We start from the raw sequence: 21,910 nt of genomic DNA, 5'->3' as shown, positions 1-21,910 counted from the left end.
GAGGATGCCCACGCGCAAGGCCGGCGACGATTCCGCGAAACCGCTGCGCCTCGCCGACGCGGCGTCCGCGCTCTGGCGCGCCGATCCGCTGACCCTGGCCGCGTCGATCGCGTTCTACACCGCGCTGTCGTTCGCGCCGATCGTCGTGCTGAGCCTCGCCGTCGCGGCGCAGGCCTGGCCCGGTTCGGAAATGCGCCTCGTCGATCAGCTCGGCGCGCTGCTCGGCTCGCAGGTGCGCGACGTCGCGAAGCTCGTCGTCGACAGCGGACGCACGCAGCGCTTCGTGTTCAGCGCGTCGGGCGTGATCAGCTTCGGCGCTCTCCTGGTGTCCGCATCCACGGCGCTCGCGCAACTGCAGGACGCGATCAACCGCATCTGGCGCATAGACGCGCCGGGCGCCTCGACGAGTGCGGTCCGGGCCTGGATCCGCCGGCGCCTGCTGTCGCTCGGCATGATCGCGGTGATCGGCTTCTTTCTCGTCGTCACGCTCGTCGTCAGCACGCTGCTCGGCGCTGCGCTGACGCGCGAGGGCTGGGCCTGGATCGTCGTCAACGAAGCCGCCACGCTCGCCGTGTTCGCGCTCGCCTTCGCCGCGCTGTTCCGCTTCGTCCCCGACGAGCGCGAACGCTGGAGCGCCGTGCTGTCCGGCGGATTCGCGACGGCCGTGCTGTTCGACGCAGGCAAGTGGCTGCTCGGCGCCTATCTCGCGAACAGCGATCAGGCCGATGCCTACGGCGCGTCCGGATCGGTCGTGCTGTTGCTGGTCTGGGTCTACTACAGCTCGCTGATCGTGCTGGTCGGCGCAGGCCTCACGAGCTGGGTCGCCGACCGCGCGCCGCGCAGGCGCCGCGCGATCGCCTAGTTCTTGAAGGCGTCACCGGGATGACCTACCGTCCCTGCCATACTTTTGCGTATGGCGATCATGATCTCCCGTCTCGTTGTTTTCGCCTGCCTGCTGGCGGCCGCCCTGACCCCGGCGCAGGCCGGTGTCGGCGTGTTCGTCAACGAACTGCACTACGACAACAGCGGCCCCGACTCGGATGAAATGGTCGAGATCGCCGGGCCGGCGCTGACCGACCTCGACGGCTGGTCCGTGGTCTTCTACAACGGCACCGGCGGCGCCAGTTATCTCACCGTTCCGCTGAGCGGCATCCTCTCGAATCAATGCGACGGCTTCGGCACGCTGGCCGTGCCGGCGGTCGGCCTGCAGAACGGATCGCCCGACGGCCTCGCGCTCGTCGACGGTACGACCGTCGTGCAGTTCCTCAGCTACGAAGGCAGCTTCACCGCGAGCAACGGCCCGGCGGCCGGCATGACCAGCGTCGACATCGGCGTGTCCGAAAACGGCAGCGCACCCGCAGGGCAGTCGCTGCGGCTGGGCGGCACCGGCAACGACTACGGCGACTTCGCGTGGCAGTCCTCGTCGGCGGCGTCGTTCGGGCAATGCAATCCGGGACAGACCTTCACCGGCGGCGTCGACTCCGCACCGATCGTCATCGCGCTGCAGCCGGCCGACGGCAGCACGAACGTGCCCGAGTCGGCACTGATCGACGTGCGCTTCAGCGAGGCCGTCACGCTCGGCCCCGGCGCCGTGACGCTGGTCTGTTCGACGTCGGGCAGCGTCGGCCTGACGCTGACGTCGAACCCCGATGCCGCGCGCTACATCTACACGCCGGCGGCCACATTCGCCTCGGCGGAAACCTGCACGACGACGATCGCGGCCAGCCTCGTCAGCGACGTCGACGGCACGCCGCAGACGATGACGGCGAACGCGACGAGCACGTTCACCGTCGCGACCGACGTCGCGCCGACCGTCGTCGACCGGCGCCCGCTCGCCGGCGCCACCGACGTACCGACGCTGAGCCCGCTGCGCGTGTTCTTCGACGAAGCCGTCGGCGTGACCGACGGCTGGATCACGCTGAGCTGCACGGCGAGCGGCGCGCACGCGCTGGCCGTCAGCGGGGGACCGCAGCGCTACACGGCGCAGCCCTCGCCCGCCCTCGGCGGCGGCGAAACCTGCACGGCGACCGTGCATGCGGCGCACGTCGTCGATCTCGACGGCACGCCGACCGCGATGACCGCCGACGCGAGCTGGAGCTTCGTTACGGGCGAGGCCGTCGGCAACTACTACGCGAGCGCGAACACGGGCAGCGCCGCGGCGCTGCGCGCGTCGCTGCACGCGATCATCGACGACCACGTGCGCTTTCCGTATTCGTCGAGCGGCACGGATACATGGACGATTCTCGAACAGGCCGACGAAGATCCCGAAGACCCGTACCGCATTCTCGACGTCTACAAGAACGTGTCATACGCGAAAGTCGAAACGAACCGGCCGTACAACCGCGAGCACATCTGGCCGAAAGCCTATGGCTTCCCCGACGATGTCGCGTCGAACTACGCGTACACCGACACCCACATGCTTCACCTGACCGACAACACCTACAACGGCACGCGCGGCACCAAGCCCTTCGGCACCTGCTCGGCCGTCTGCAACGAATACACGACCGAGCTCACGAACGGCCAGGGCGGCGGCAGCGGCGTCTACCCCGGCAACTCGAACTGGTCCGACGGCGTCATCTGGGAAGTGTGGAATACGAAAAAAGGCGACCTCGCCCGCGCACTGCTCTACATGGACGTGCGCTACGAGGGCGGCACCAACGGCGTCAGCGGCGCTGCAGAGCCCGACCTGGTGCTGACCGACGATCCGAGCCTGATCCAGATCACCGGCGGCAACACGACCGGCACGGCGTACATGGGCATGCTCAGCGTCATCCTGGCCTGGCACTACGCCGATCCGCCGACCGACCGCGAACGCCTGCGCAACGAGATCATTTTCGGCTACCAGCGGAACCGCAATCCGTTCGTCGACCATCCGGAATGGGCGGATTGCATATTCCTGGATCTGTGCGTGAGCGATCGCGTGTTTGCGAACGGGTTCGAGCCGTAGCGGGAGACGCCCCGCAACCTGGCACGTTTCCGAGCACCGCGCCGTCGATCCGTCGAAGACGCCCGCATGCCGTCACAAGCCCGTTCGCGCAAGAGACTTCACGATCCGGACAGGCAGCGCGCCATGTCGGTAGCGATTGGCTGCATGTACGGCCGCTGCATCCGCTCGGCCGCGGCTTGCGCGCACGCGCCGGCTTGTCATGGTCCGCGCGCTCCTCGGCCGTCAATTTCGTCTCGTGCACCTCGGCGAGACACCGGCAGACCGTGCGGGCGTCATCGCGCCGCGCCTGCTTGTTCAACAGGGTCGCCTCGCAACAGCTTCAGCAGCACCCGCACCTCGGCGCCGCCGGCGGCCATCGGCACGCCGACAGCCGCGCGGATTCCAGCGCGCTCGCGCGTCGGATAGTTGCGGCAGATCATCGGGTTTCGGCGCCCGCTTTTCAGCGTTTTCCGTTGCCGACACGCGCCACGGCGCGTCGCGTTGAGAAACGAAGCGTTCGTGCCGGACGATCATCGGGGCCTGCGCAAGTCGAGGTGTCCATCTCCAGTTGCCGCTCGGCCCCGGGGCTCTCACCGCGGACCCTGCCGATTCGAACGCGGCAGCCGATCCCCGGCGCAGGTCGCGGGGGTCTCCGCCCTCGTGTCGAGGCTGGCTCCGGCGCGAAGCTTCGTGGCACGCTCGCGCGATGACCCCGCTCTGGAAACCCATCCTCGGCTACGGCGCCTTGCTGGCCGCCGGGGCGACCGCGCTGCAGTGGCTCGACTACCAGCGCCTTGCCCGGCTGCACTCCGGCGACGTCGTGCTCGTCGTCGTCGCGACCGCGTTCCTCGCACTCGGCATCGTGCTCGGCGTCCGCGTGTTCGCGCGCCCCGCGCCGCCGCCGTTCGACGGCAACCCCAAGGCCCAGGCCGCACTCGGCATCAGCGAACGCGAATTCGAAGTCCTGCGCGAACTCGCCGCCGGGCACTCGAACAAGGAAATCGCCCAGCGCCTGTCGGTGTCGCCGAACACCGTGAAGACGCACGTCGCGCGGCTCTATGAAAAACTCGGCGCGAAACGGCGCACCGACGCGATCCTCAAGGCACGGGAACTCGGATTTTTGGAGTGATTTCGCCCGAATCACCCGTTCGGGCGATTGCCCGCGCCGCGCCGGCGCGGATCAATGGAGCCCTCGACCACCCACGGAGTGCTGCCCATGCTGCGCAAGATCCTGTCCTACGGCGCCCTCGCCGGCCTCATTGCCGGCGGCAGCCTTTCCGCCATCGCGATCACGCTGGCCGACAAGGGGATGCTGGAATACGGCGAGGTCTTCGGTTACCTGACCATGCTGATCGCGCTGAGCGCCATCTTCGTGGCCATCAAGCGCCACCGCGACCAGACCCTCGGCGGCGTCATCCGCTTCTGGCCCGCCTTCGGCCTGGGTCTGGGCATCAGCTTCGTCGCCAGCCTGTTCTACATGCTGTCGTGGGAACTCGCCGTCGCCGTCACACGGGTCGACTTCGCGACCAGCTATTCCGACTTCCTGATCGAGCAGGAAAAGGCCAAAGGCGCGAGCACCGAAGCCCTCGCGAAACTCAAAGCCGACATGGACTCGTTCAAGGTGCTCTACGCCAACCCGCTGTTCCGGCTGCCGATGACCTTCCTCGAAATCTTTCCGGTCGGGCTGCTCGTGTCGCTGGTGTCGGCGGGGCTGCTGCGCATTCGCGCGTTTCTTCCGGCACGGTAGGCGGTCGCTCGACCGCGCGGAGTCGCCGGCGAGATACGCGCCGGCGATGCGCGACCGTCGTCCCCCACGGAATGCACTTATCCGTTTTCTTCATCGTGCACGCCGTCCGCGTCGCATGAAACGCATACAGCGACGCAATCGCGATCACGGCAACCCCAAGCACGAAAAGCCAGCGCCGTCCGCGCGTCACCGCGGCCAGCATCAGACATCCGAACGCGCCGGCGGTCGATGTGAGGATCGGGATTTCGATCAAATCGTTGCCGACCGGCGCGAAATCCGTGGCGAACCGGCTCTTCTACAGCCGTTAAGCGACCATCGCCACGCCGAGCCGATGCCGAGGACGACAACGGCACTCACGATGTTTCGGGTCCCCCGGCGAGCTGCCGCCGCAACCGTCATACGGCCCGATCTCGACACATCCATTCGCCGTCCGTTTCGCGGCTCCCCGAGGGCGCCGCAGGACAGCCGACGATCGTCCTGGACCGGACCGCAACGAAGTGCGACCGTCGAGCTTCGGCACGATCGACTTCAGTGCATCGCGTCACTCGCGCTGTCCGGCGGCGGCTGCAGCGTGACCGCGAGCTCCTCGAGTTCGGCAATCTCGGCCCCGAGCGCGTCATGCAGCTCGGCCTGGCGCGTCATCAGCGCTTCGATCTTGTCGGCATGCTTGAGCTTCGCCAGCTGGCCGTCGAACAGCAGCCACTGCTCGGTCAGCTGCTCCACGTAGTTCTTGGAGTAGTGCCGCATTTCCTTGAGCTGGCTCAGTGCCGCGTTGACATGGTCCAGCGGCGTCTTGTTGTCGGCGGACATGGCGACCTCCTCGTTGGCACGGCGTCCAGCGTAGCGGCGCGCAAGCAGGCAACCTGTGAAATCCGCGCCTGCCGTGAAGGTCATGTGTTCGACTGCGCGAGGGGTGGGGCGTCGCCGGCACAACTGCATTTCACCGCTGCACGCGAAACGGATTCCGACCCAGCGCGGCCAGCGCCGCCCACGCGGTCGCGCCGAGATGCGGCCGGCGGTAGTAATAGGCATCCGCCGACGTGCTTGCGGGACCGAGTGCGAGTCCGGTCGTCATGCGCGGCTCGCGCGTCGCGAAGACATAGCCGCCGGCGCTGAACTGGGCGGCGATTTCGGCGAGACAGCGTCGCGCGTTCTCCCCCTCGCCGACGACGCGATACGCGAGCGCCGCCTGGGCCGTGCCCTCGAGCCAGATGCCGTCGCGGTCTTCGTTGAAATCGAATCCCGCGCCGACCGCGTGTACGCGCTCGGCATAACGGATCGCGCGACGCCACGTGTCCGGCACGGCGGGCAGCAACTGCGACCACCACTGCACGTCGAGCGCCGACGTCGCGCGATTCGGCGTTCGTCCGTCAGGCAACGTGCCGATCAGGAAATGGCCGCTGCCGTCGTCCCACTGGCTGTCGAGAAAACGCCGCGCATGCGCGGCGTGTCCGCGCCAGCCGCCCTCGACCTTGGAATCGGCAAGCCGTCCGAATACGGCGATCAGGTCGATGGCATGTTCGCTCGACTTCCAGCCGAGCCTGACCGGTGCCGCGTCGAAGCCGTCGATGCCGCCGCTGAAGCCGCCGGCCGGCGCCGCGTCGCGCGTCGTGTCGATCACCCATCGTGCGAGCCTGGCGGCCGCGTCCCGCCAGCGCGTTTCGCCGGTCGCGTCGTGCAGCGCCAGCAGCGCGAGCGCCGCCCAGGCGACGTTGCCGGTGGCCGTGCCCGACTGGTAGGCGTCTTCGAGCCAGCGGTTCTGCGCCGCGTCCCACCAGCCGTTGGGCAACACCGCGTCGGCCACCGCACCCGCACGATAGGTGTTGCGCAGACGCGTGTCGCGCATCGCAGCGCGCTCCAGCGCGGCGCCGATGCGCGTCGCTTCCGCTCGATGCCCACAGGCGAGCAATGCGATCACCGCCAGCGCGTTGTCGTAGGTGAATGCCGCCGTGCGCAGCGCCGGCAGGTCGATCGTTGCCGCGCGATCTGCGGCGTCGTAACTGCGCAGAAGCACCGGTGCGCTGCCGGGTACCGCGTCGACACGGGATTTCATCGCCGTGCAGGCCCGCGATGCGACATCGCGCGAGACGGCATCCAGCGACGCGACTGGCTTGCCCTGCGCCGCGGCCGTCGAAGGCGGAACCGCATTCATGCAAAGCAGTGTTGCCAGCGAAACGAGCGCGGCGCGAACGCCGCCACGCAATACGCGGCGACTGTCCAGCCGTCGTGCGACGTTCGCCGGCCATTTCCGGTGCGCGGGTTGAGGCTCGCATGATGTGCCGCCGCCGGCCGCACGCGTCGTATCGTCGTCCATGGCGCACTCCTGGGACCAGACCCGTATGACACCGCACTCCGGCGCGGGAGCACAAGAAACCGCCGGATCGAATGAGCCCCGCAAAGCGCAGGGCGCAATAACCGAAGGGCATCGCGCCGCACGCCGCAGGGAACTTGGCGCTACGCGCTGCGCTTACTGCGCCCTACGCGGCCGCCGACGCAGGGCGATGGCGGATTCACCACGCTCGACAGTCAACAACGGCCAGTTGCTCAGACCCTGCACGCGTAGCACGCGACGCCCCTCGATCGTCAAATCGCTCGGTGAGGCCGGAATTCACGGCGGCTTTTTCTCAGATGCCCACGGCAGCGCAGCACTGAACAAGCCGCCCGGCCTGCTGCGGTCGTCCGCATCGCTGACCAGCAGCAGCCGGACGAAGCCGCCGTCGAGACGCGCATCGATTCCCTCGATTTTCCGCACGGGCCGCACGAAATCCAGACGTTGCACCTGCCCGTCCGTTCCGAGTATTCCAACCGCCGCGCCGACGCAGGGACCGTCGTGATACGTGCCGTCGACACTCTCGCAGACGGCACTGAAAACCAGTCGCCCGTCAGGCAGCGCCGCCGCATCGGTGAAACCCAGCGGCACGTCGCCGATTTGACCCAGCTCGATCGTCGACAACTCGACGGGCAGCTCGGGCAATTGCAGCTCGTCCGCCGCACCCAGCGCCTGCAGCACATCCGCCAGCGGCAGCCGGATCAGCGCGTTCTCGGGATGGCCGCGACTGGCGCGCTGCAGCAGCACGATCCGCTGATCGCATACCGCGGCACCTTCGATGTTCAATCCCGGAAAGCGGCGCTGCAACGGCGCGTACAACGCCGACAGATCGACGGCGCGCGGCGAACCGCGGAGCGCCCCGGAATCATCGAGGCGCAGCAGAGCGCCGGTCTGCCGGTTCGATCGGGAGCCCGACGCGAACGCGAGCAACGCGCCGCTCGGGTAACCCGCGAAAGGCGGCAGCCGGACCAGCGCTTCCAGATCGGGCTTCTGCGCCTTTCGCGCTGCCGGATCGTCCGGAAGATCGCCGGGAAAGAGGTGCACCTTGAAGCCGTCGCGTTGTCCGGCGGCGTCGAAGACACCGAGGTGCAAATCGTCGTCGGCGATCACGTACAGGAACTCGCCGGCGACGACGATGCCGCTGGCGGCACTGAGGTGATCGGGCACGTCGGCGTGCGACGAGGAGAATGTCAGCCGGCGCAGTTCGTGGAGATCGATCATCCGGCGAGTCTACCCCGGCGCGTCGGCGGGTCGGACCGACCGGCCATCCACGCAGCACGTGCGCGGATCGCCTCGCGATCTTGCCGGCGCGGCCGGCCTGTGATGCCGGGACGCGCGGCGGCTTTCTTCAGTGGAAAAAAGCCCCGCAAGACGGGGCTTTCCGACGGCGGCGCGAACCGCAGCGGCGCGCGCCTTCATCCCAGCGAATAGAAGAACTGCTCACGCACGATCTTGCCGTCGCGCACCTGATAGACGCAGATCTCCTGCATCGGCACGCGGCCGCGGTCCTTGTAGGTCGCATCGATGCTCATCGACACGCTGAACCAGTCGCCGGCGACGACCGGATCGCTGACGCTGCCGCCGTGGATCTCGGCGATGTTGTCTCCCCAGCGACGGCCCTTCTCGCGGATCGCTTCCAGTCCGCTCACGTCGCCCAGCGCTTCGGGCGGCAACCCGGGCATTTCGATGCTGACCGCGTCGTCGGCATACAGTTCATCCTGAGCCTGCTCGTACTTGCCCTGCCGGCACAGCTCGACCAGGCGGGCGGCGATTTGCGTCGTACTCATGGTGTTTCCTCCGTGATGAAGGACCCAGCTTACGTCCGGGTTGCTGACACCGTGGTGGCAGCAGCGCAGGGGAGCTTGTATGCGCGATTTTCGCATCAGGCACGTCCACCGAACGCCGCGGACGCCCCCTGCGCTTCAGCGCGAAGGGACGCGAGCGTCCGCTCACGACCGCTGCATCGTGTCGAGCGCTGCTATCGGCGGGTAGTCCCGATGGCGGCGATAACCTGTGCACGGGCGATCCGTGCCTCGGCTCGCCGTGCGCCATATCGTCGATGCCGAAGCATTGGGTTCGGAGCAAGGCATCGGCTCGCTGTTGCCCGAGCCCGGCGCCTGCGCGGAACTCGAGCGCACAGCCGGCAGAGTCCGGTGTCGCGCACGCGCGGGACGGCCGCGCCCGCTGTTTCATCCTGCACGTTGTACACAAGCCCGCACTGCATAACACCGCGACGATGTCGCCAAATCGCCGATCCTGGCGCGGAGCGCGCGCTGGCACGGTCCGTGCGCCGGTGCGGACTGCGCACTGCGCATCCCCGGAAAAGTCGGAGCACTCATGGCGCATGTCCACGCACCAGCCCGGCAGTCATCGGCAGCGGCGTCGCCGCCGTACACGGCGCGACCGGGACTGGGCGCATTCGCCGATTCGATCATTGAAGCCAGCGAGGTAATCATCATGAAACGCATTCTCTGCGCTACGGCGCTCGTTGTTTTTGCATTCGGCACCGCGATCGCCCAGGCCGACAAGGTTCCGCCGTCCGACAGCAATCCCGGCGCGCGTCCTGCGAACAATCCGGCGACGACGCCGCTGCCGGCAGCGAGCCAGCCCGCATTCGACACGATCGACACCAACAAGGACGGCTCGGTCACGCAGATGGAATTCGACGCGAAGAAGCTGCAGGGCATGACCCTGTCGCAGGTCGACACGAACAAGGACGGCACGATTTCGCGCGACGAATGGTCGACGCAGAAGAAGAACAGCGACGACATGCAGCGCAAGTAATCGTCGCGACGATACGGCGGCATCGGGGAACGCGGACGCGCGCCACTCCTTCGTGCGTTCGCATCCCCGGTGTTCCGTTTACGCACGCGGCTTCCGGTTTTCCGAGCCATCGCCGGCGGCGCAGGACGATTCCGCCTTCGTGCCGGCCGATGGCGACGCTTCCCTCCCGCACGCGAAAGCTCCATAACGCCTTCGCTGCTCATACCGTGCATTTCGACGTGCTCGACCGTGACGACGTGCGAAATACCGCGCATGCATGTCCGGCCGGCGCCGGGAATGCACGATATTCGCGCGGTTTCCCGCGGACTGCGCGCTGCGTTCGCCGGATGGCCTGCCTTTTGCTCCGCGCTGCCTGGCTTTCCATGAAACGGAGCGAACGCCATGGCGAAGAAATACGACCAGCTGCAGGTCGAGGAACTGCTCTACCAGGCCCTCGAAACCGAACAGGGCGGCATCGCCGTCTACACGACGGCGATCGGCTGCGCCCTCAATGAGGACCTGCGCAAGGAGTGGGAGGAGTATCTCGAAGAAACGCGCACGCACGAAAAGGTCCTGCGCAACGTGTTTGCGGAGCTCGGCCTCGATCCGCAGATCCGCACGCCGGGCCGCGAGGTCGTCGGGCACATCGGGAAATCGCTCGTGGAAGCCATGGAAAAAGCCAAGGCCGCGGGCAATCCCGAAGCGGCCGAGCTGGTTGCGGCCGAATGCGTGGTCCTCGCGGAAACCAAAGACCATCAGAATTGGGAACTGATCGGCCACATCGCCGAGAAGGCGTCCGGACCGGCGACGAAGATCCTCAAGCAGGCGCACGAGGCCGTCGAGAAGGACGAGGACCATCACCTCTATCACACTAAGGGCTGGTGCCGCGAACTATGGATCCAGTCGCTCGGTCTGCCGGCCGTGCTGCCGCCGCCCGAAGAGGTCAAGCAGGTCGAAACCGCGATCGGTGCTTCCCGCGCCGAACAGGCGCGCGACGACATGCTCAAGCGTCATTGACCGCCATCGTGAAGACGGCTCTTCGCCCGTGCCCGCTTCCGGTCCGCTGAAGCATCCGGCCGACGGCAACTGCGCGGTGGCCCTGCTGCTGGTCGACTTCATCAGCGACTGGGATCTGCCCGAGCGTGCGCAACTCGTACCGCACGTGCTGCGCGCCCTGCCCCAGGCCTCGCGGTTGCTGGCCGGCGCGCGCCGCGCCGGCGTGCCGGTGATTTTCGCGAACGACAATTTCGGGCAATGGCGTTCGGACTTCGACGCCGTGTTCGCCGCCGCGATGGCGGCCGGCGGCACAGCCGGTCGCATCGCCTCGGCGGTCGCGCCGCACGAGACCGACTATCGCGTACTCAAGCCCAAACACTCCGCGTTCCTCGCGACGCCGCTCGATCTGCTGCTGCAGCATCTGGGCGTCTCGACCATCGTGCTCTGCGGCGTGTCGGGCAACCAGTGCGTCATGACGACGGCGGTCGACGCGCACATGCGCGACTATCGTCCCGTCGTCGTGCACGACGCATCGGCGTCGCGGACCGCCGCGCTGCATCGACACGCGATGGACCTGCTGAAGGACCTCGGCGTCGGCGTCGTACGCGCGTCATCGGTGCGCTGGACATCGCTGCGCAGCGCGGAGTGAGGCGATCGTGTTCTCGACCGACACGAACCTCTGGGAATTCGCGGCGCGCGCGGCCATCGTGTATTTCGCGATCATGGTGCTCGTGCGTCTTTCCGGAAAACGCACGGTCGGCGAGTTCACGCCGTTCGATCTCGTGGTCGTGATCCTGATCGGCGAGTCGACGCAGGGCGCACTGACCGGCGGCGACGAATCCGTGGTCGGTGCGCTGATCGTGGCGGCGACGCTGATCGCACTGAACTACGCGGTCGCTTTCGCGACGACGCGCAGCAAGCTGGCCGATCGCATCGTCGAAGGCGAAGCGGTCGTGCTCGTTCGCGATGGGCACGTGCTGACCGACGCGCTGCGCCGAAACAACATTCCGGAATCCGACCTCGACGAAGCGATACGCGCCGAAGGACTCAGCGAGCGCAGCGAGGTGCGTCGCGCATTTCTCGAGACCAACGGCACGATCAGCGTGATCGCGAAAAAGACCTGACGTGCAACGACGCTGCTGCGCCGCAGCATCTGGCGAACCCGGCGGCGGACGTTTCCGTCGCGCGGCCCTGTCGCGAACAGTTGACCTGCGTCAATGCGAACCGACCGGCCGCGCATAGTCTGCTGCAAAGGCGATTAATCGCCAATGCAGCGCCGATGTTCCCGAGCTGGTCCACCAGGGGAGGCACCGATGCAAACCCTTTCGGGTCTCGCCGACCGCCGCCATAACAACATCGCGATCGGTACTCTGGTGGCACTGGCCGCATCGATGTTTCCGCGCGTCGCGGAAGCCGGCGAGGTCGGCGTGAACATCCGGGTGGACGAAGCGTTTGTCGAATTGGTTCGCGGCGTTCGCCGCGCCAAAGGGATAGACCCTCCGGATTCGGCCGCCGATCGCCGTCTCCGGGAAACACTGGAACAGCTTCGCAGTCGCAGTCGGGACGCCCCATCCGCCGACGCGGCCCTGCACGTGGCGCCGGTGGCCGTGTCGCCGCATGTTCCCCTGATGAACTATTAACCCGCTTGTCGTTGCGTCGCCGCCGGGGCCTCCATGCCGAACCGCGAATTTATCCGAGACGAACTGATGCTCGATGGGGCAGGCTGCTATTCCTGGCGTTCTGATGAAGACCGCGGCGTCGGCATCGATGGGGAAGCCGGAGTCGCGCCGTTCAACAGCTGCAGCGGCGACGACGTGCTGGGCCTTCTGAACCATTTCGCGCGCGACAAGCCGGAGCCGTCGATCGCCTTTGCCGTCGGCGAACTCATACTCGCGCATTTGTCCGGCGGCACGTGGACACGGGCGCAGGTTCTCGACTGGCTCACCGCGCGGTGGTACAGCTGCGAATGGCGCAGCGTCCGCGCGCTGCAACGTTCTCGTTCGGCAGCTCGCCTGAAAGGCTCGGGGAATGCGCCGCCGAGCCCGTGATCCGCGCCGGCGAGCGACATAGCGACAGTGCAGTCGCCGAGGTGGCCGTGTCCGTCGCGCGCAGCGAGCCGGGCGGGCTCGGGGCCGATACCGGACGAGCCGCCGGTGACGACGGCGAAGGAACCGGTTTCGTACATCCTGCATCTCGGTGCCGTTGTTTCCGCGGACCGCCTGTACAGGAATGTGCGGACGGATCGCTGCGCAGCAACGCAGCGGATTCGCCGGAACGGACGGCGCGTCGCTCGATGACTACGACGCGCTGTCGCAGCGCTCTGCCATCGGCGAAGAACGGAAAAAAGAAATCGAATACCGCGATCTTCCACACGCCCTGCTCCGTAAAACCGCAGCGTCTGCCATGCGTATTGCGATCCCCTCCGCTCCGCGAAGTGCAAATTTCAATAGAACGACGTTTCGAATTTCGCGAAATCCCGTTTCATTGCGATTGGCACGGCGCATGCCTGATGACGTGGCGCGCAGTGCGCACCACTCATCGATGGAGAACGTTTCATGGCTAATACGCAGAACCAGGGCAACCAGAATCAATCGGGCCAGCGCCAGAATCAGGGCCAGGACGATCGCGACCAGAACCGGAAGCAGGCAGGCGCGAACCCGGGCCAGAAGTCCGGCGGACAGGGCTTCGCCGGCATGGACGATGACGAGCAGCGCGCACAGGCGAGCAAGGGCGGCCGCGCGGCACATCAGAGCGGCAATGCGCACGAATTCGACTCGAACGAAGCGCGCGAGGCCGGCAGCAAGGGCAACCAGTCACGCGCGACGAGCGGCGGCCGCTCCGACAACGACGATGACAACCGGCGCGGCAGCGACGGCAACAACGGCTACACCGGGACCAGCAATCGCGGCGGCAGCCGCGACGGCAACCGGTGAGTCGAACCGGACAGACGAGGCGAGGAGCGAGTGAGGCGAGAGAGTGAGAAATGAGTGTAACGGCAACGCTGCCGCTCTGCTTCACACCTTTCTCGCTGCCCTCCACTCGTTTTCGTTCCGATCTTCCATTCGCGATCCCGTAAGTGCTGCGTGACAACACCGAAAGACCGGGCCTGGTCCAGACGGACCCAGGCCCGCAGGGAGATGCCGCGGCGCGGCGTCGCGACCCGACCCGGTCGCGCCGCGGCATCTCATCGGCCAGCCACCGGCGCACGCGCCAGAGCCAGCAAGGAACGACCATGGCATCCCGAAAACCCGCGACCATCATCGATCTTCTGAAAGCCGACCATCGCGAAGTCGAGCGACTGTTCGCCGAATTCGACGAAGCGGAAGGCAACCCGAAACAGCAGGCCGCGCTCGCGAGCCGGATCGGCCAGGCGCTGACCATACACGCCGAAATCGAAGAGACGCTGTTCTATCCCGTCGTGCTGAAGCTGCTCGACGAGGACGGCGAGGAGCTGACCTGCGAAGCGACCGTCGAACACGGCACGCTGCGCGGATTGATCACCGGCATGAACGGCAACGATGCCGCGCGCCCGATGATCCGCGCCTACGTGAAGGTGCTCAAGGAATACGTGCAGCATCACGTCAAGGAAGAGGAACGCGAACTGTTCCCGCGCGTGGAAAAGCTCGATCTCGACCTCGAAGCCATGGCGGATCAGGCGCTTGCGCTCAAGGAACAGCTGACGGAACAGGCCGGCGATCCGTCCGGAATCGCGCGCGGTTCGACGATCCGCATCGTCGACGTCTCGGCGCGCGGCGCGATGCATTGACGCTTGCCACGACGGCCGGCCACGGGTCGACACTCCGCCCGGATGCGGCCGGCCGTACTTTTGCCGCGAACTGCACTTCGCAACGAGAGGCATCGCCGGGACGACGCGAGCATCACACCCGGCGGCCGGCCCTGGCCAGAGGCTCGCCAGGAAGCGGCGCGTGACGCCTTGACCTTATTTCAATAAAGCCATTTTTACTTCCCGCGCCGACGTTGCCACTGGCGTGGCGAGCCCGAGCAGACCGGGCGCCCCGGCAAGGGCCGGCGCGCGCTCCGCAGGTTCCCGCAGCCTCCGGGGCGCTGAAGGTTTTTCCATTCGCGGACAATTTCTACCCGCCGCGCGTTCCGTCCCGCCGCGCGCACGCGCCGCAGGACTCACCGGCGCAACGGCACGCATCCTGCAGCCCGACAGGAAACCCGCCGACAGGGAGAGCCGCATGAACATGCCGATCCGCGCGCTGTCGATCGCCTTCGCCGTCGCGGCAACGCTTGGCACCGCCACCGCGCAGGAAAAAAAGCCGCTGCCGCCGTCGGAGCACAATCCCGCCACGCGTCCGCTCGAACCGCAGCGCGAATCGAGCCTGACGTCGCCGCCCGCCGCGGATTTCGGCGGACTCGACCGCAATTCGGACGGCCAGCTCGACGCGACGGAATTCGCGCAGGCGCAACTCCGCGGCGCGACGCTCGCGCAGGTCGACGCGGACCGCGACGGACGCGTTTCGCGCATCGAATGGAGCCGGTATCGCGGCGGCAGGACATCCGCCGATCGCCGCTGAGCGCGCGGCGCGCGAGACGCAGGACGGGAGCCCGACGCCATGAATGCCGAAACGCAATCGCTGTGGATGAACGTGCCGCTGCCGCCGCTGGACGCGATCGTACCGGCTGATCGCGACGCGCAGGTCTGCGTGGTCGGCGCCGGCATCGCCGGCGCGTCGGTCGCGCTCGCACTGACCGAAGCGGGCCGGCGCGTCGTCGTGGTCGAGCGCGATGCGATCGGCGCCGGCGAGACATCACGCACGAGCGCACACCTCGCGAGCGCGCTGGACGATCGCTTTCATCAGCTCGAACGCTGGCACGGCAAGGACGGCGCGCGAATTGCCGCAGAGAGCCATGCCGCTGCGGTCGATCGCATCGAGCAGTGGTGCGCGCGCTATGGAATCGCCTGCGAATTCCAGCGGATTCCGGGCTATCTCGTCGCGACGGAGGCGGATCAGCACCGCGAGCTCGATCGCGAATTCGAAGCGGCCGCGCGCGCCGGCCTCGCGCCGTCGCGCACCGATGCCGGATTCGGCGCGCTGACCGGGCCCGCACTGCGGTTCGACGCGCAGGCGCGCTTTCACCCGCTGCGCTATCTCGCGGGCATCGTCGGCGCGGCCCGCGCGCTCGGCGCGCGCTTCGTCCGCGCTGACGTGCGCGACATCGACGGCGGAAAATCGCCGGGCGTCGCGCTGGCCGACGGCAGCCGCATCGGCGCCGCCGCCGTCGTCGTCGCGTCCAACGTGCCGTTCCATCGCCGCTTCACGCTGCACACGAAACAGGCCGCCTACCGCTCATACGTCATCGCGGCGCGCGTGCCTTCCGGCAGCGTTCCCGATGCGCTGGTCTGGGATCTCTGCGAGCCGTATCACTACGCGCGCGTGCAGCCGGCCGGCGACGGTGCGGACTGGCTGATCGTCGGCGGCACCGACCACAAGACCGGACAGGAAACCGAACGCGAGCCGTTCGCCCGGCTGCAGGCCTGGGCACGGCGCCTGTGCCCGGCGATCGGCGAGACCGCGTTCGCCTGGTCGGGGCAGATCATCGAGCCGGTCGACGGACTTGCGTTCATCGGCCGGGATCCGGGCGAGGATCACATCTACGTCGTGTCCGGCGATTCCGGCAACGGACTCACGCATGCAACGCTCGCCGCGCCGCTGCTGACCGCACTCGTGCGCGGCGAAACGCATCCGTGGCAATCGGTCTACGATCCGGCGCGCAAGCGGCTCAACGGCGCCTGGCTCGAAGAGAACGCGAACGTCGCCGCGCAATACCGCGACTGGCTCGCCGCCGGCGACATCGACGCCGTCGCCGGACTCGCCCCCGGGGCGGGCGCCGTCGTGCGGCACGGCCTGCATCGTTTCGCGTTTCACCGCGACGACGCCGGAACGCTGCACGCGTTCTCCGCGCGCTGCCCGCATCTGGGTTGCGCGGTTCGCTGGAACGCCGTCGAACGCAGCTGGGACTGCCCCTGCCACGGCTCGCGCTTCGCCGCCGCCGACGGCCGCGTGCTCAACGGGCCGGCCGACCGCGGGCTCGAGGCGATCGCCGCGGAACAGGAGCCGTCCACGCAGCCGGTTTAGGCCGGCGATGTGCGACCTCGCGTCCATGGCCGACGGCGCGTTCACCGGCCGAGAATCCGAGCGCGAATGCCGCGTAGACGGCGACCTTGTCGCGACGGCTTCCGATCACGCACTGGCGCAGTCGATCGCGAACGCGAATGACGGCACCTGTCGAAGGCGCCGTGACACGCTGCCGTTCCCGACCATGCATACGCAACAGCTCGCGGCGTAGGACTGGTCACGCACGCTTGTACACCCGTACGCCGGCGACTCAGCCATGCGGCGGCCGGTGGAAGTCACTGCCGCTACACTGCCGGATCGCCCGGCGGGACACACCCGATCGACGATCCCCACAACGGTACCGCGATGCCACACGACGACTCTTCCACAACCGGTCTGCGCGTGCTGGTCGCCGGCGCGACCGGCTTCATCGGCGCGGCGCTCGTCACGGCGCTGCAGAATGCGGGCCATCGTGTCGTCCTCGGCACGCGCGCGGCCGAACCGCTGCGACGGCGGCAGCCGCAGTCCGACATCGTCGCGGTCGACTTCGCATCCGCGGTCGAGCACCCGGACTGGCGTGCGCAACTGCGGAACGTCGATGCGGTCGTCAACGCAGCCGGCATCGTGCGCGAACAACACGGCAATCGATTCGACGCGGTGCACGATCGCGGTCCGCGCGCGCTGTATGAAGCCTGCGCCGCGACCGGTCCGCGCCGCATAATCCATATTTCCGCACTGGGTGCCGACGCGTCGGCAGCGACGCCGTTCCACCGGAGCAAGCGCGATCTCGACGACTGGCTGCTCGCGCAGCCGCTGCAGGCGGCCGTGCTGCTGCCGTCGCTCGTGTTCGGGCCGGGCGGCGCCAGTGCGGGGCTGTTCCTCGGCCTCGCCGGGCTGCCGCTCGCGCCACTGCCGGGCGGCGGTACTCAGCTCGTCCAGCCCATGCACATCGACGACCTCTGTGCGGCCGTCGTTCGTCTGCTCGGCAACGGCACGGTCGGCCGCATACCGGCGGTCGGCCCGCGCTGCATCGCGCTGCGCGACTACGTCGCGCTGCTGCGGCACCAGCTCGGCTTCGCGCCCGCGCGCAGCGTGGCCGTGTCGAACGAGATTGTGCTGCGCGCGGCCGCATTGGTCGGCGCGGACGATACGGTCGACCGCGACACGCTCGCGATGCTCGACCGCGGCAACTGCGGCGCGGCGGAACCGCTGACCCGACTGCTCGGCCGCGCACCGCGCGATCCGTCCGATTTCGTGAGCATGGCCGACGTCCGATGGGCGCGCGACGCCGCCCTGTGGTTCTGGGCCGAACCTGCTGCACGTCTGTCGCTGGCCGCGCTCTGGATCGCGAGCGGAGTGTTTTCGCTGCTGTACCCACGCAGCGAAAGCCTTGCGCTGCTCGCGCGCACCGGGCTGCACGGCGCCGCCGCGGAGGCCGCGCTCCATACCGCTTCGTTGCTGGACATCGCGCTCGGCGCGGCAACGTTCGTGCGACGGTGGCGACGCCTGGCCTACGCGGCACAGCTCGCCGTCATGGCGGCTTTCACGCTGATCATCACGATCGCCCTGCCCGAGTTCTGGCTGCACCCGTTCACGCCGATCGCGAAGAACCTGCCGCTCGCGGCACTGACGATCATTCTGCTCTGGAGGGAACCGGCTCGTGGACTATCTCATCGTTAAGTGGATACATGTGGTTTCTTCCACGATCGTCTTCGGCACCGGCGTCGGATCGGCCTGGTATTTCTTCGTCGCCGCGCGCGGGCGCGACCCGCGGATCGTGGCCTTCGTCGCGCACGCGCTGGTGATCGCCGACACGCTGTTCACCGCGACGACGATGGTGCTTCAGCCGCTCAGCGGCGCGTGGCTCGTCCATCGCGCCGGACTGCCGTGGAGCACGCGCTGGCTCGCCGCTTCGCTGGTCCTGTTCGCGGCAGCGGCCGCCTGCTGGCTCTGGGTCGTCGTTCTGCAGCTGCGCATGCGCCGCATCGCGCGCGACGCGGTCGCGGCCGGCACGGCGCTGCCGGCCGAGTTCGTCCGCTGCTTCCATCAATGGGTCGGACTCGGGTTCGTCGGACTGTTCTGCTTTCTTGCAATCTTCTACCTGATGGTCACGAAGGCGGCCTGACCGGCGAAACCGCAGCCGCGCGACGCGCTGTCGCCGACGCCGGTCACACCGGCAAACTCAGTGCCGCACCGCGCGCCGCGTTTCGTCGCCGAATGCATCGAGATAGCTTTCGAGCCGCGCCGGATCGATGGGCTTGTGCCAGACCTCGTCGAAGCCGCAGTCGCGGCAGCGCTCGGCGGTTTCCGGGCGCCAGTCGCCGGTGATCGCGACGAAACGCACGCGCGAGCCGCGGCGACGCAGCTCGGCCACGACTTCGCAGCCGTCGAAGTGCGCAAGCGAGACGTCGAGAAACACGAGGTCGGGCGCCGCCTGCGCAATGCAGGCCGCGGTTTCCAGCACGCCGCGCGGTTCGACGATCGATGCCGTGCATCCAGCCAGACGCGCGAGCGTGGCCAGCGTTTCGGCGAAGGCCAGATGATCGTCGACGACGACGATGGCCGGCGGCGAAGGAGGGAGCGAATCGGTCGACGTATTGGTACTCATGGTCATGACGTGTGTTCCGCGGTGACGCCGCGCGGCGGCCGTGTCCGCCCGCGACAGGCCGGCCAGCATCGCGTCTGCCGCGTGAGCCGCATGTGGACATCGGTCGCCGACCACCGGCAGTGCGGGTTCGCGATCGCCATTGCGGTACGTCCGCGATACGCGACGGACAGCCGGGTGCGCGCGTCGAGGCCGTTCTTCCCGCCATGCGCAATGCAAGTCCTACACAAATTCTGAAGTTCTTCTCACGCCTGTCGACCGCACGGCATGAATTCGCCTATCGGCGCCGCGACTCCGGACGCGCGCTGCCTGGAAGGACGCGAGGCAGTCGCGCAGAAACTACGCAAGATTCTCGCGACGTCCGACGACGCCGCACGTCGTCGGCGAGGCGGCGATCGTCCGCGAATCGCAGGTGCACAACGCACGCGACCGGCGCATGATCGAACCGATGCGCCGTGATAGCGCTTGTGTCATTCCGCTCGTGGAGCAAACACTTTCCCGGAGTCGTTACGCGATCCGTCGGCCTTCGTGAAGCCCGTCGATTCGGTCGCATTGCTGAAGACCTTGGTCGCCGATGACGAGCCGCTGTGGTTCGAGGCAGACGAACATGGCGGCGGCCAAAAGTCGCGCGGAGTTCCGACTGTACGAATCGACGATCGCGCCGATCTGCGCAGTGCTCCGTGAAGCGCCGCCGTTCGAGTACGACATCGTGTCGCGCCGTTGGACTGGCTGATCTGCGAGAACCACCACGACCAGGTTGCCGTGAGCGGCGAAGTCATGGTCGAGCGGTTGTCGTGTCTGTCGCTTGGCTGGCTTGCCGAGGAACACGCGTGCCGGCGCACTCGCGACAACGGTCTGCCGCACTGCGAGGTCATCGCCGCGCAGAGTCTGATGCAATCGGATTACTGAAAATGGCGGCCCCGATACGATTCGAACGTACGACCTTCCCCTTAGGAGGGGGACGCTCTATCCAGCTGAGCTACGGGGCCGGGGTGTCGCGAGGAAGTGATGCGCTGCCCCGGCGGCGGTTGCCGCAGCGCGGCGGGATTTTCGCACGCGGGCGGGACGCGAGAGAAGCCGAGGTAGGGAAAGTAGTGGATAGTTAGTAAGAACTTAGAGTGCCCGCCCCGGAGCGACGCGATTACCGGCCACCTCCGGTTCCTACCTGGCCGCTCAGTTGTTGGCCCCAACGGGGCCATTTCCCCCGCCCCCGGCAGAGCCACGCCCGACCGCCCCGGCCCCGCCGGAGCCGATTGCTATAATCCGCGCCCTTTGTGCCGCCCGCGCCGCCACGCGGTTTCCCGGGTGCGCGCCTCCCGCTTCCCCCGCTTTCGGAGTTCCCATGTCGCAGCAGATCCTCAAGGCCCTGAATCTGGCCGAGATGAATTCGGGCACCTACCTCGGCAACGGCGAGTGGTCGTCGACCAGCGATGCCGGCGTGCTGGAATCGATCAATCCGAGCAACAACGAAGTCATCGCCCGCGTTCACGCGAGCTCGGAGGCGGACTACGAAACCATCATGGGCCGCGCCCAGGCGGCATTCAAAACCTGGCGCACGACGCCGGCGCCCAAGCGCGGCGAAGCCATCCGTCTCTGCGGCGAAGCGTTGCGCAAGCACAAGGATGCGCTGGGTTCGCTGGTCGCGCTGGAGATGGGCAAGATCAAGCCCGAAGGCGACGGCGAAGTGCAGGAAATGATCGACATCGCCGATTTCGCCGTCGGCCAGTCGCGCATGCTGTACGGCTACACCATGCATTCGGAGCGTCCGGGCCACCGCATGTACGAGCAGTGGCATCCGCTCGGCATCGTCGGCGTGATCTCGGCGTTCAACTTCCCGGTCGCGGTCTGGGCCTGGAATGCGTTCCTCTCGGCGATCTGCGGCAACATCACGATCTGGAAGCCGTCGCCGAAGACCCCGCTGTCGGCGATCGCGTCGATGCAGATCTGCAATGACGCGCTGAAGGCCGGCGGTTTCCCGGACATCTTTTTCCTGTTCAACGACGCGCGCACGGATCTGGCGCAGAAGTTCGTCGACGACCACCGCATTCCGCTGATGAGCTTCACCGGTTCGACGCAGGTCGGCCGCCTCGTCGGCGAGCGCGTCGCGCAGCGCATGGGCCGTTCGCTGCTCGAACTCGGCGGCAACAACGCGATCATCGTCGACGAAACCGCCGACCTGAAGCTCGCGATTCCGGGCATCGTGTTCGGCGCGGTCGGCACGGCCGGCCAGCGCTGCACGACGACGCGCCGCCTGTTCGTGCACGAATCGATCTACGACGGCGTGCTCGCGACGCTGGTCGGCGCCTACAAGCAGGTCGAAGGCAAGATCGGCGATCCGACGCTGCCGACGACGCTGATGGGCCCGCTGACCGACAAGGCGTCGGTGCAGCGCTACCTCGGCGCGATCGAGAAGGCCAAGGCCGCCGGCGGCACCGTGGCGACCGGCGGCGCGGCGCTGACC

General features: G+C 67.7%; 24 protein-coding genes and 1 tRNA gene. 17 read left to right on the top strand and 8 right to left on the bottom strand.

The genetic code is table 11. The annotated features are described in order from the left end of the window. Positions 1 to 4 precede the first annotated feature (4 nt). Positions 5 to 862, top strand: a complete 858-nt coding sequence (locus VLF18_RS10575; RefSeq protein ID WP_325279594.1) for a YihY/virulence factor BrkB family protein — start codon at positions 5 to 7, stop codon at positions 860 to 862. Between the two features lie 60 nt (positions 863 to 922). Next, positions 923 to 2,947 carry an endonuclease gene (locus tag VLF18_RS10570; RefSeq protein ID WP_325279593.1) on the top strand — a complete coding sequence of 675 codons (2,025 nt, stop codon included), beginning with the start codon at positions 923 to 925 and terminating at the stop codon, positions 2,945 to 2,947. Positions 2,948 to 3,219: 272 nt separating this feature from the next. On the opposite strand, the gene VLF18_RS10565 is transcribed toward VLF18_RS10570, so the two are convergent. Then, on the bottom strand, positions 3,220 to 3,366 hold the full coding sequence (locus tag VLF18_RS10565) for a hypothetical protein (RefSeq protein WP_325279592.1): 147 nt from the start codon (positions 3,364 to 3,366) through the stop codon (positions 3,220 to 3,222). 266 nt (positions 3,367 to 3,632) lie between these two features. Here VLF18_RS10565 and VLF18_RS10560 point away from each other — a divergent pair, with 266 nt between their 5' ends. Beyond that, a complete protein-coding gene (locus VLF18_RS10560; protein ID WP_325279591.1) occupies positions 3,633 to 4,055 on the top strand; it encodes a response regulator transcription factor in 423 nt (140 codons plus the stop codon). 87 nt (positions 4,056 to 4,142) lie between these two features. Further along, the gene (locus tag VLF18_RS10555) at positions 4,143 to 4,673 is read left to right on the top strand and encodes a DUF4199 domain-containing protein (protein ID WP_325279590.1); all 531 of its coding nucleotides are present in this window, start codon (positions 4,143 to 4,145) and stop codon (positions 4,671 to 4,673) included. Between the two features lie 528 nt (positions 4,674 to 5,201). Here the strand turns inward: VLF18_RS10555 and VLF18_RS10550 are convergent. From VLF18_RS10550 to VLF18_RS10535, 4 genes are all read right to left on the bottom strand, one after another. Next, entirely contained in the window at positions 5,202 to 5,483 is a 282-nt protein-coding gene (locus VLF18_RS10550) for a hypothetical protein (RefSeq protein WP_325279589.1), read from the bottom strand. A gap of 130 nt (positions 5,484 to 5,613) precedes the next feature. Then, entirely contained in the window at positions 5,614 to 6,825 is a 1,212-nt protein-coding gene (locus VLF18_RS10545) for a hypothetical protein (protein ID WP_325279588.1), read from the bottom strand. 456 nt (positions 6,826 to 7,281) lie between these two features. Continuing rightward, the gene (locus tag VLF18_RS10540) at positions 7,282 to 8,223 is read right to left on the bottom strand and encodes a DUF6929 family protein (protein ID WP_325279587.1); all 942 of its coding nucleotides are present in this window, start codon (positions 8,221 to 8,223) and stop codon (positions 7,282 to 7,284) included. A 194-nt stretch (positions 8,224 to 8,417) separates the two neighbouring features. Then, the gene (locus VLF18_RS10535; RefSeq protein WP_325279586.1) at positions 8,418 to 8,789 is read right to left on the bottom strand and encodes a nuclear transport factor 2 family protein; all 372 of its coding nucleotides are present in this window, start codon (positions 8,787 to 8,789) and stop codon (positions 8,418 to 8,420) included. Between the two features lie 670 nt (positions 8,790 to 9,459). Here VLF18_RS10535 and VLF18_RS10530 point away from each other — a divergent pair. The 12 genes from VLF18_RS10530 to VLF18_RS10475 all read left to right on the top strand — a co-directional run bounded on the left by VLF18_RS10530 (position 9,460) and on the right by VLF18_RS10475 (position 18,969). Then, positions 9,460 to 9,786, top strand: coding sequence for an EF-hand domain-containing protein (locus VLF18_RS10530; protein WP_325279585.1), 327 nt, complete (start codon positions 9,460 to 9,462; stop codon positions 9,784 to 9,786). Between the two features lie 381 nt (positions 9,787 to 10,167). Next, positions 10,168 to 10,782 carry a hypothetical protein gene (locus VLF18_RS10525; RefSeq protein WP_325279584.1) on the top strand — a complete coding sequence of 205 codons (615 nt, stop codon included), beginning with the start codon at positions 10,168 to 10,170 and terminating at the stop codon, positions 10,780 to 10,782. Between the two features lie 28 nt (positions 10,783 to 10,810). Further along, positions 10,811 to 11,410, top strand: a complete 600-nt coding sequence (locus tag VLF18_RS10520; RefSeq protein ID WP_325279583.1) for a cysteine hydrolase — start codon at positions 10,811 to 10,813, stop codon at positions 11,408 to 11,410. Positions 11,411 to 11,417: 7 nt separating this feature from the next. After that, a complete protein-coding gene (locus tag VLF18_RS10515; RefSeq protein WP_325279582.1) occupies positions 11,418 to 11,885 on the top strand; it encodes a DUF421 domain-containing protein in 468 nt (155 codons plus the stop codon). Between the two features lie 189 nt (positions 11,886 to 12,074). Beyond that, positions 12,075 to 12,401 (top strand): hypothetical protein, encoded by a 327-nt coding sequence (locus VLF18_RS10510; protein WP_325279581.1) that lies wholly within the window; start codon positions 12,075 to 12,077, stop codon positions 12,399 to 12,401. Between the two features lie 33 nt (positions 12,402 to 12,434). After that, positions 12,435 to 12,809 (top strand): hypothetical protein, encoded by a 375-nt coding sequence (locus VLF18_RS10505; RefSeq protein WP_325279580.1) that lies wholly within the window; start codon positions 12,435 to 12,437, stop codon positions 12,807 to 12,809. Between the two features lie 645 nt (positions 12,810 to 13,454). Continuing rightward, positions 13,455 to 13,694, top strand: a complete 240-nt coding sequence (locus VLF18_RS10500) for a stress-induced protein (protein ID WP_325279600.1) — start codon at positions 13,455 to 13,457, stop codon at positions 13,692 to 13,694. A 299-nt stretch (positions 13,695 to 13,993) separates the two neighbouring features. Then, positions 13,994 to 14,527 carry a hemerythrin domain-containing protein gene (locus VLF18_RS10495; RefSeq protein WP_325279579.1) on the top strand — a complete coding sequence of 178 codons (534 nt, stop codon included), beginning with the start codon at positions 13,994 to 13,996 and terminating at the stop codon, positions 14,525 to 14,527. Positions 14,528 to 14,963: 436 nt separating this feature from the next. Next, the gene (locus VLF18_RS10490) at positions 14,964 to 15,302 is read left to right on the top strand and encodes a hypothetical protein (RefSeq protein ID WP_325279578.1); all 339 of its coding nucleotides are present in this window, start codon (positions 14,964 to 14,966) and stop codon (positions 15,300 to 15,302) included. Between the two features lie 39 nt (positions 15,303 to 15,341). Further along, entirely contained in the window at positions 15,342 to 16,865 is a 1,524-nt protein-coding gene (locus VLF18_RS10485) for an FAD-dependent oxidoreductase (RefSeq protein ID WP_325279577.1), read from the top strand. Positions 16,866 to 17,210: 345 nt separating this feature from the next. Then, positions 17,211 to 18,524 carry an SDR family oxidoreductase gene (locus tag VLF18_RS10480; protein ID WP_325279576.1) on the top strand — a complete coding sequence of 438 codons (1,314 nt, stop codon included), beginning with the start codon at positions 17,211 to 17,213 and terminating at the stop codon, positions 18,522 to 18,524. Further along, positions 18,505 to 18,969, top strand: a complete 465-nt coding sequence (locus VLF18_RS10475) for a DUF2269 domain-containing protein (protein WP_325279575.1) — start codon at positions 18,505 to 18,507, stop codon at positions 18,967 to 18,969. The genes VLF18_RS10480 and VLF18_RS10475 overlap by 20 nt, the downstream gene beginning before the upstream one ends. 57 nt (positions 18,970 to 19,026) lie before the next feature. Here the strand turns inward: VLF18_RS10475 and VLF18_RS10470 are convergent, their stop codons facing one another. The 3 genes from VLF18_RS10470 to VLF18_RS10460 form a co-directional block, all read right to left on the bottom strand. After that, positions 19,027 to 19,458, bottom strand: a complete 432-nt coding sequence (locus VLF18_RS10470) for a response regulator (RefSeq protein WP_325279574.1) — start codon at positions 19,456 to 19,458, stop codon at positions 19,027 to 19,029. 498 nt (positions 19,459 to 19,956) lie between these two features. Beyond that, positions 19,957 to 20,346 (bottom strand): hypothetical protein, encoded by a 390-nt coding sequence (locus VLF18_RS10465; protein ID WP_325279573.1) that lies wholly within the window; start codon positions 20,344 to 20,346, stop codon positions 19,957 to 19,959. 15 nt (positions 20,347 to 20,361) lie between these two features. Then, positions 20,362 to 20,438, bottom strand: a tRNA-Arg gene (locus VLF18_RS10460). A 353-nt stretch (positions 20,439 to 20,791) separates the two neighbouring features. On the opposite strand from VLF18_RS10460, the gene VLF18_RS10455 reads away from it, so the two are divergent. Continuing rightward, positions 20,792 to 21,910: aldehyde dehydrogenase family protein (locus VLF18_RS10455; RefSeq protein WP_325279572.1), on the top strand; the 1,119-nt coding region annotated here is incomplete at its 3' end.

The sequence above is a fragment of the Tahibacter sp. genome (genome assembly GCF_035481375.1).
GTDB lineage: Bacteria > Pseudomonadota > Gammaproteobacteria > Xanthomonadales > Rhodanobacteraceae > Tahibacter.
The sequence above is the reverse complement of the archived record's forward strand: the minus strand, read 5'-3'. Positions and strand labels throughout refer to the sequence as shown.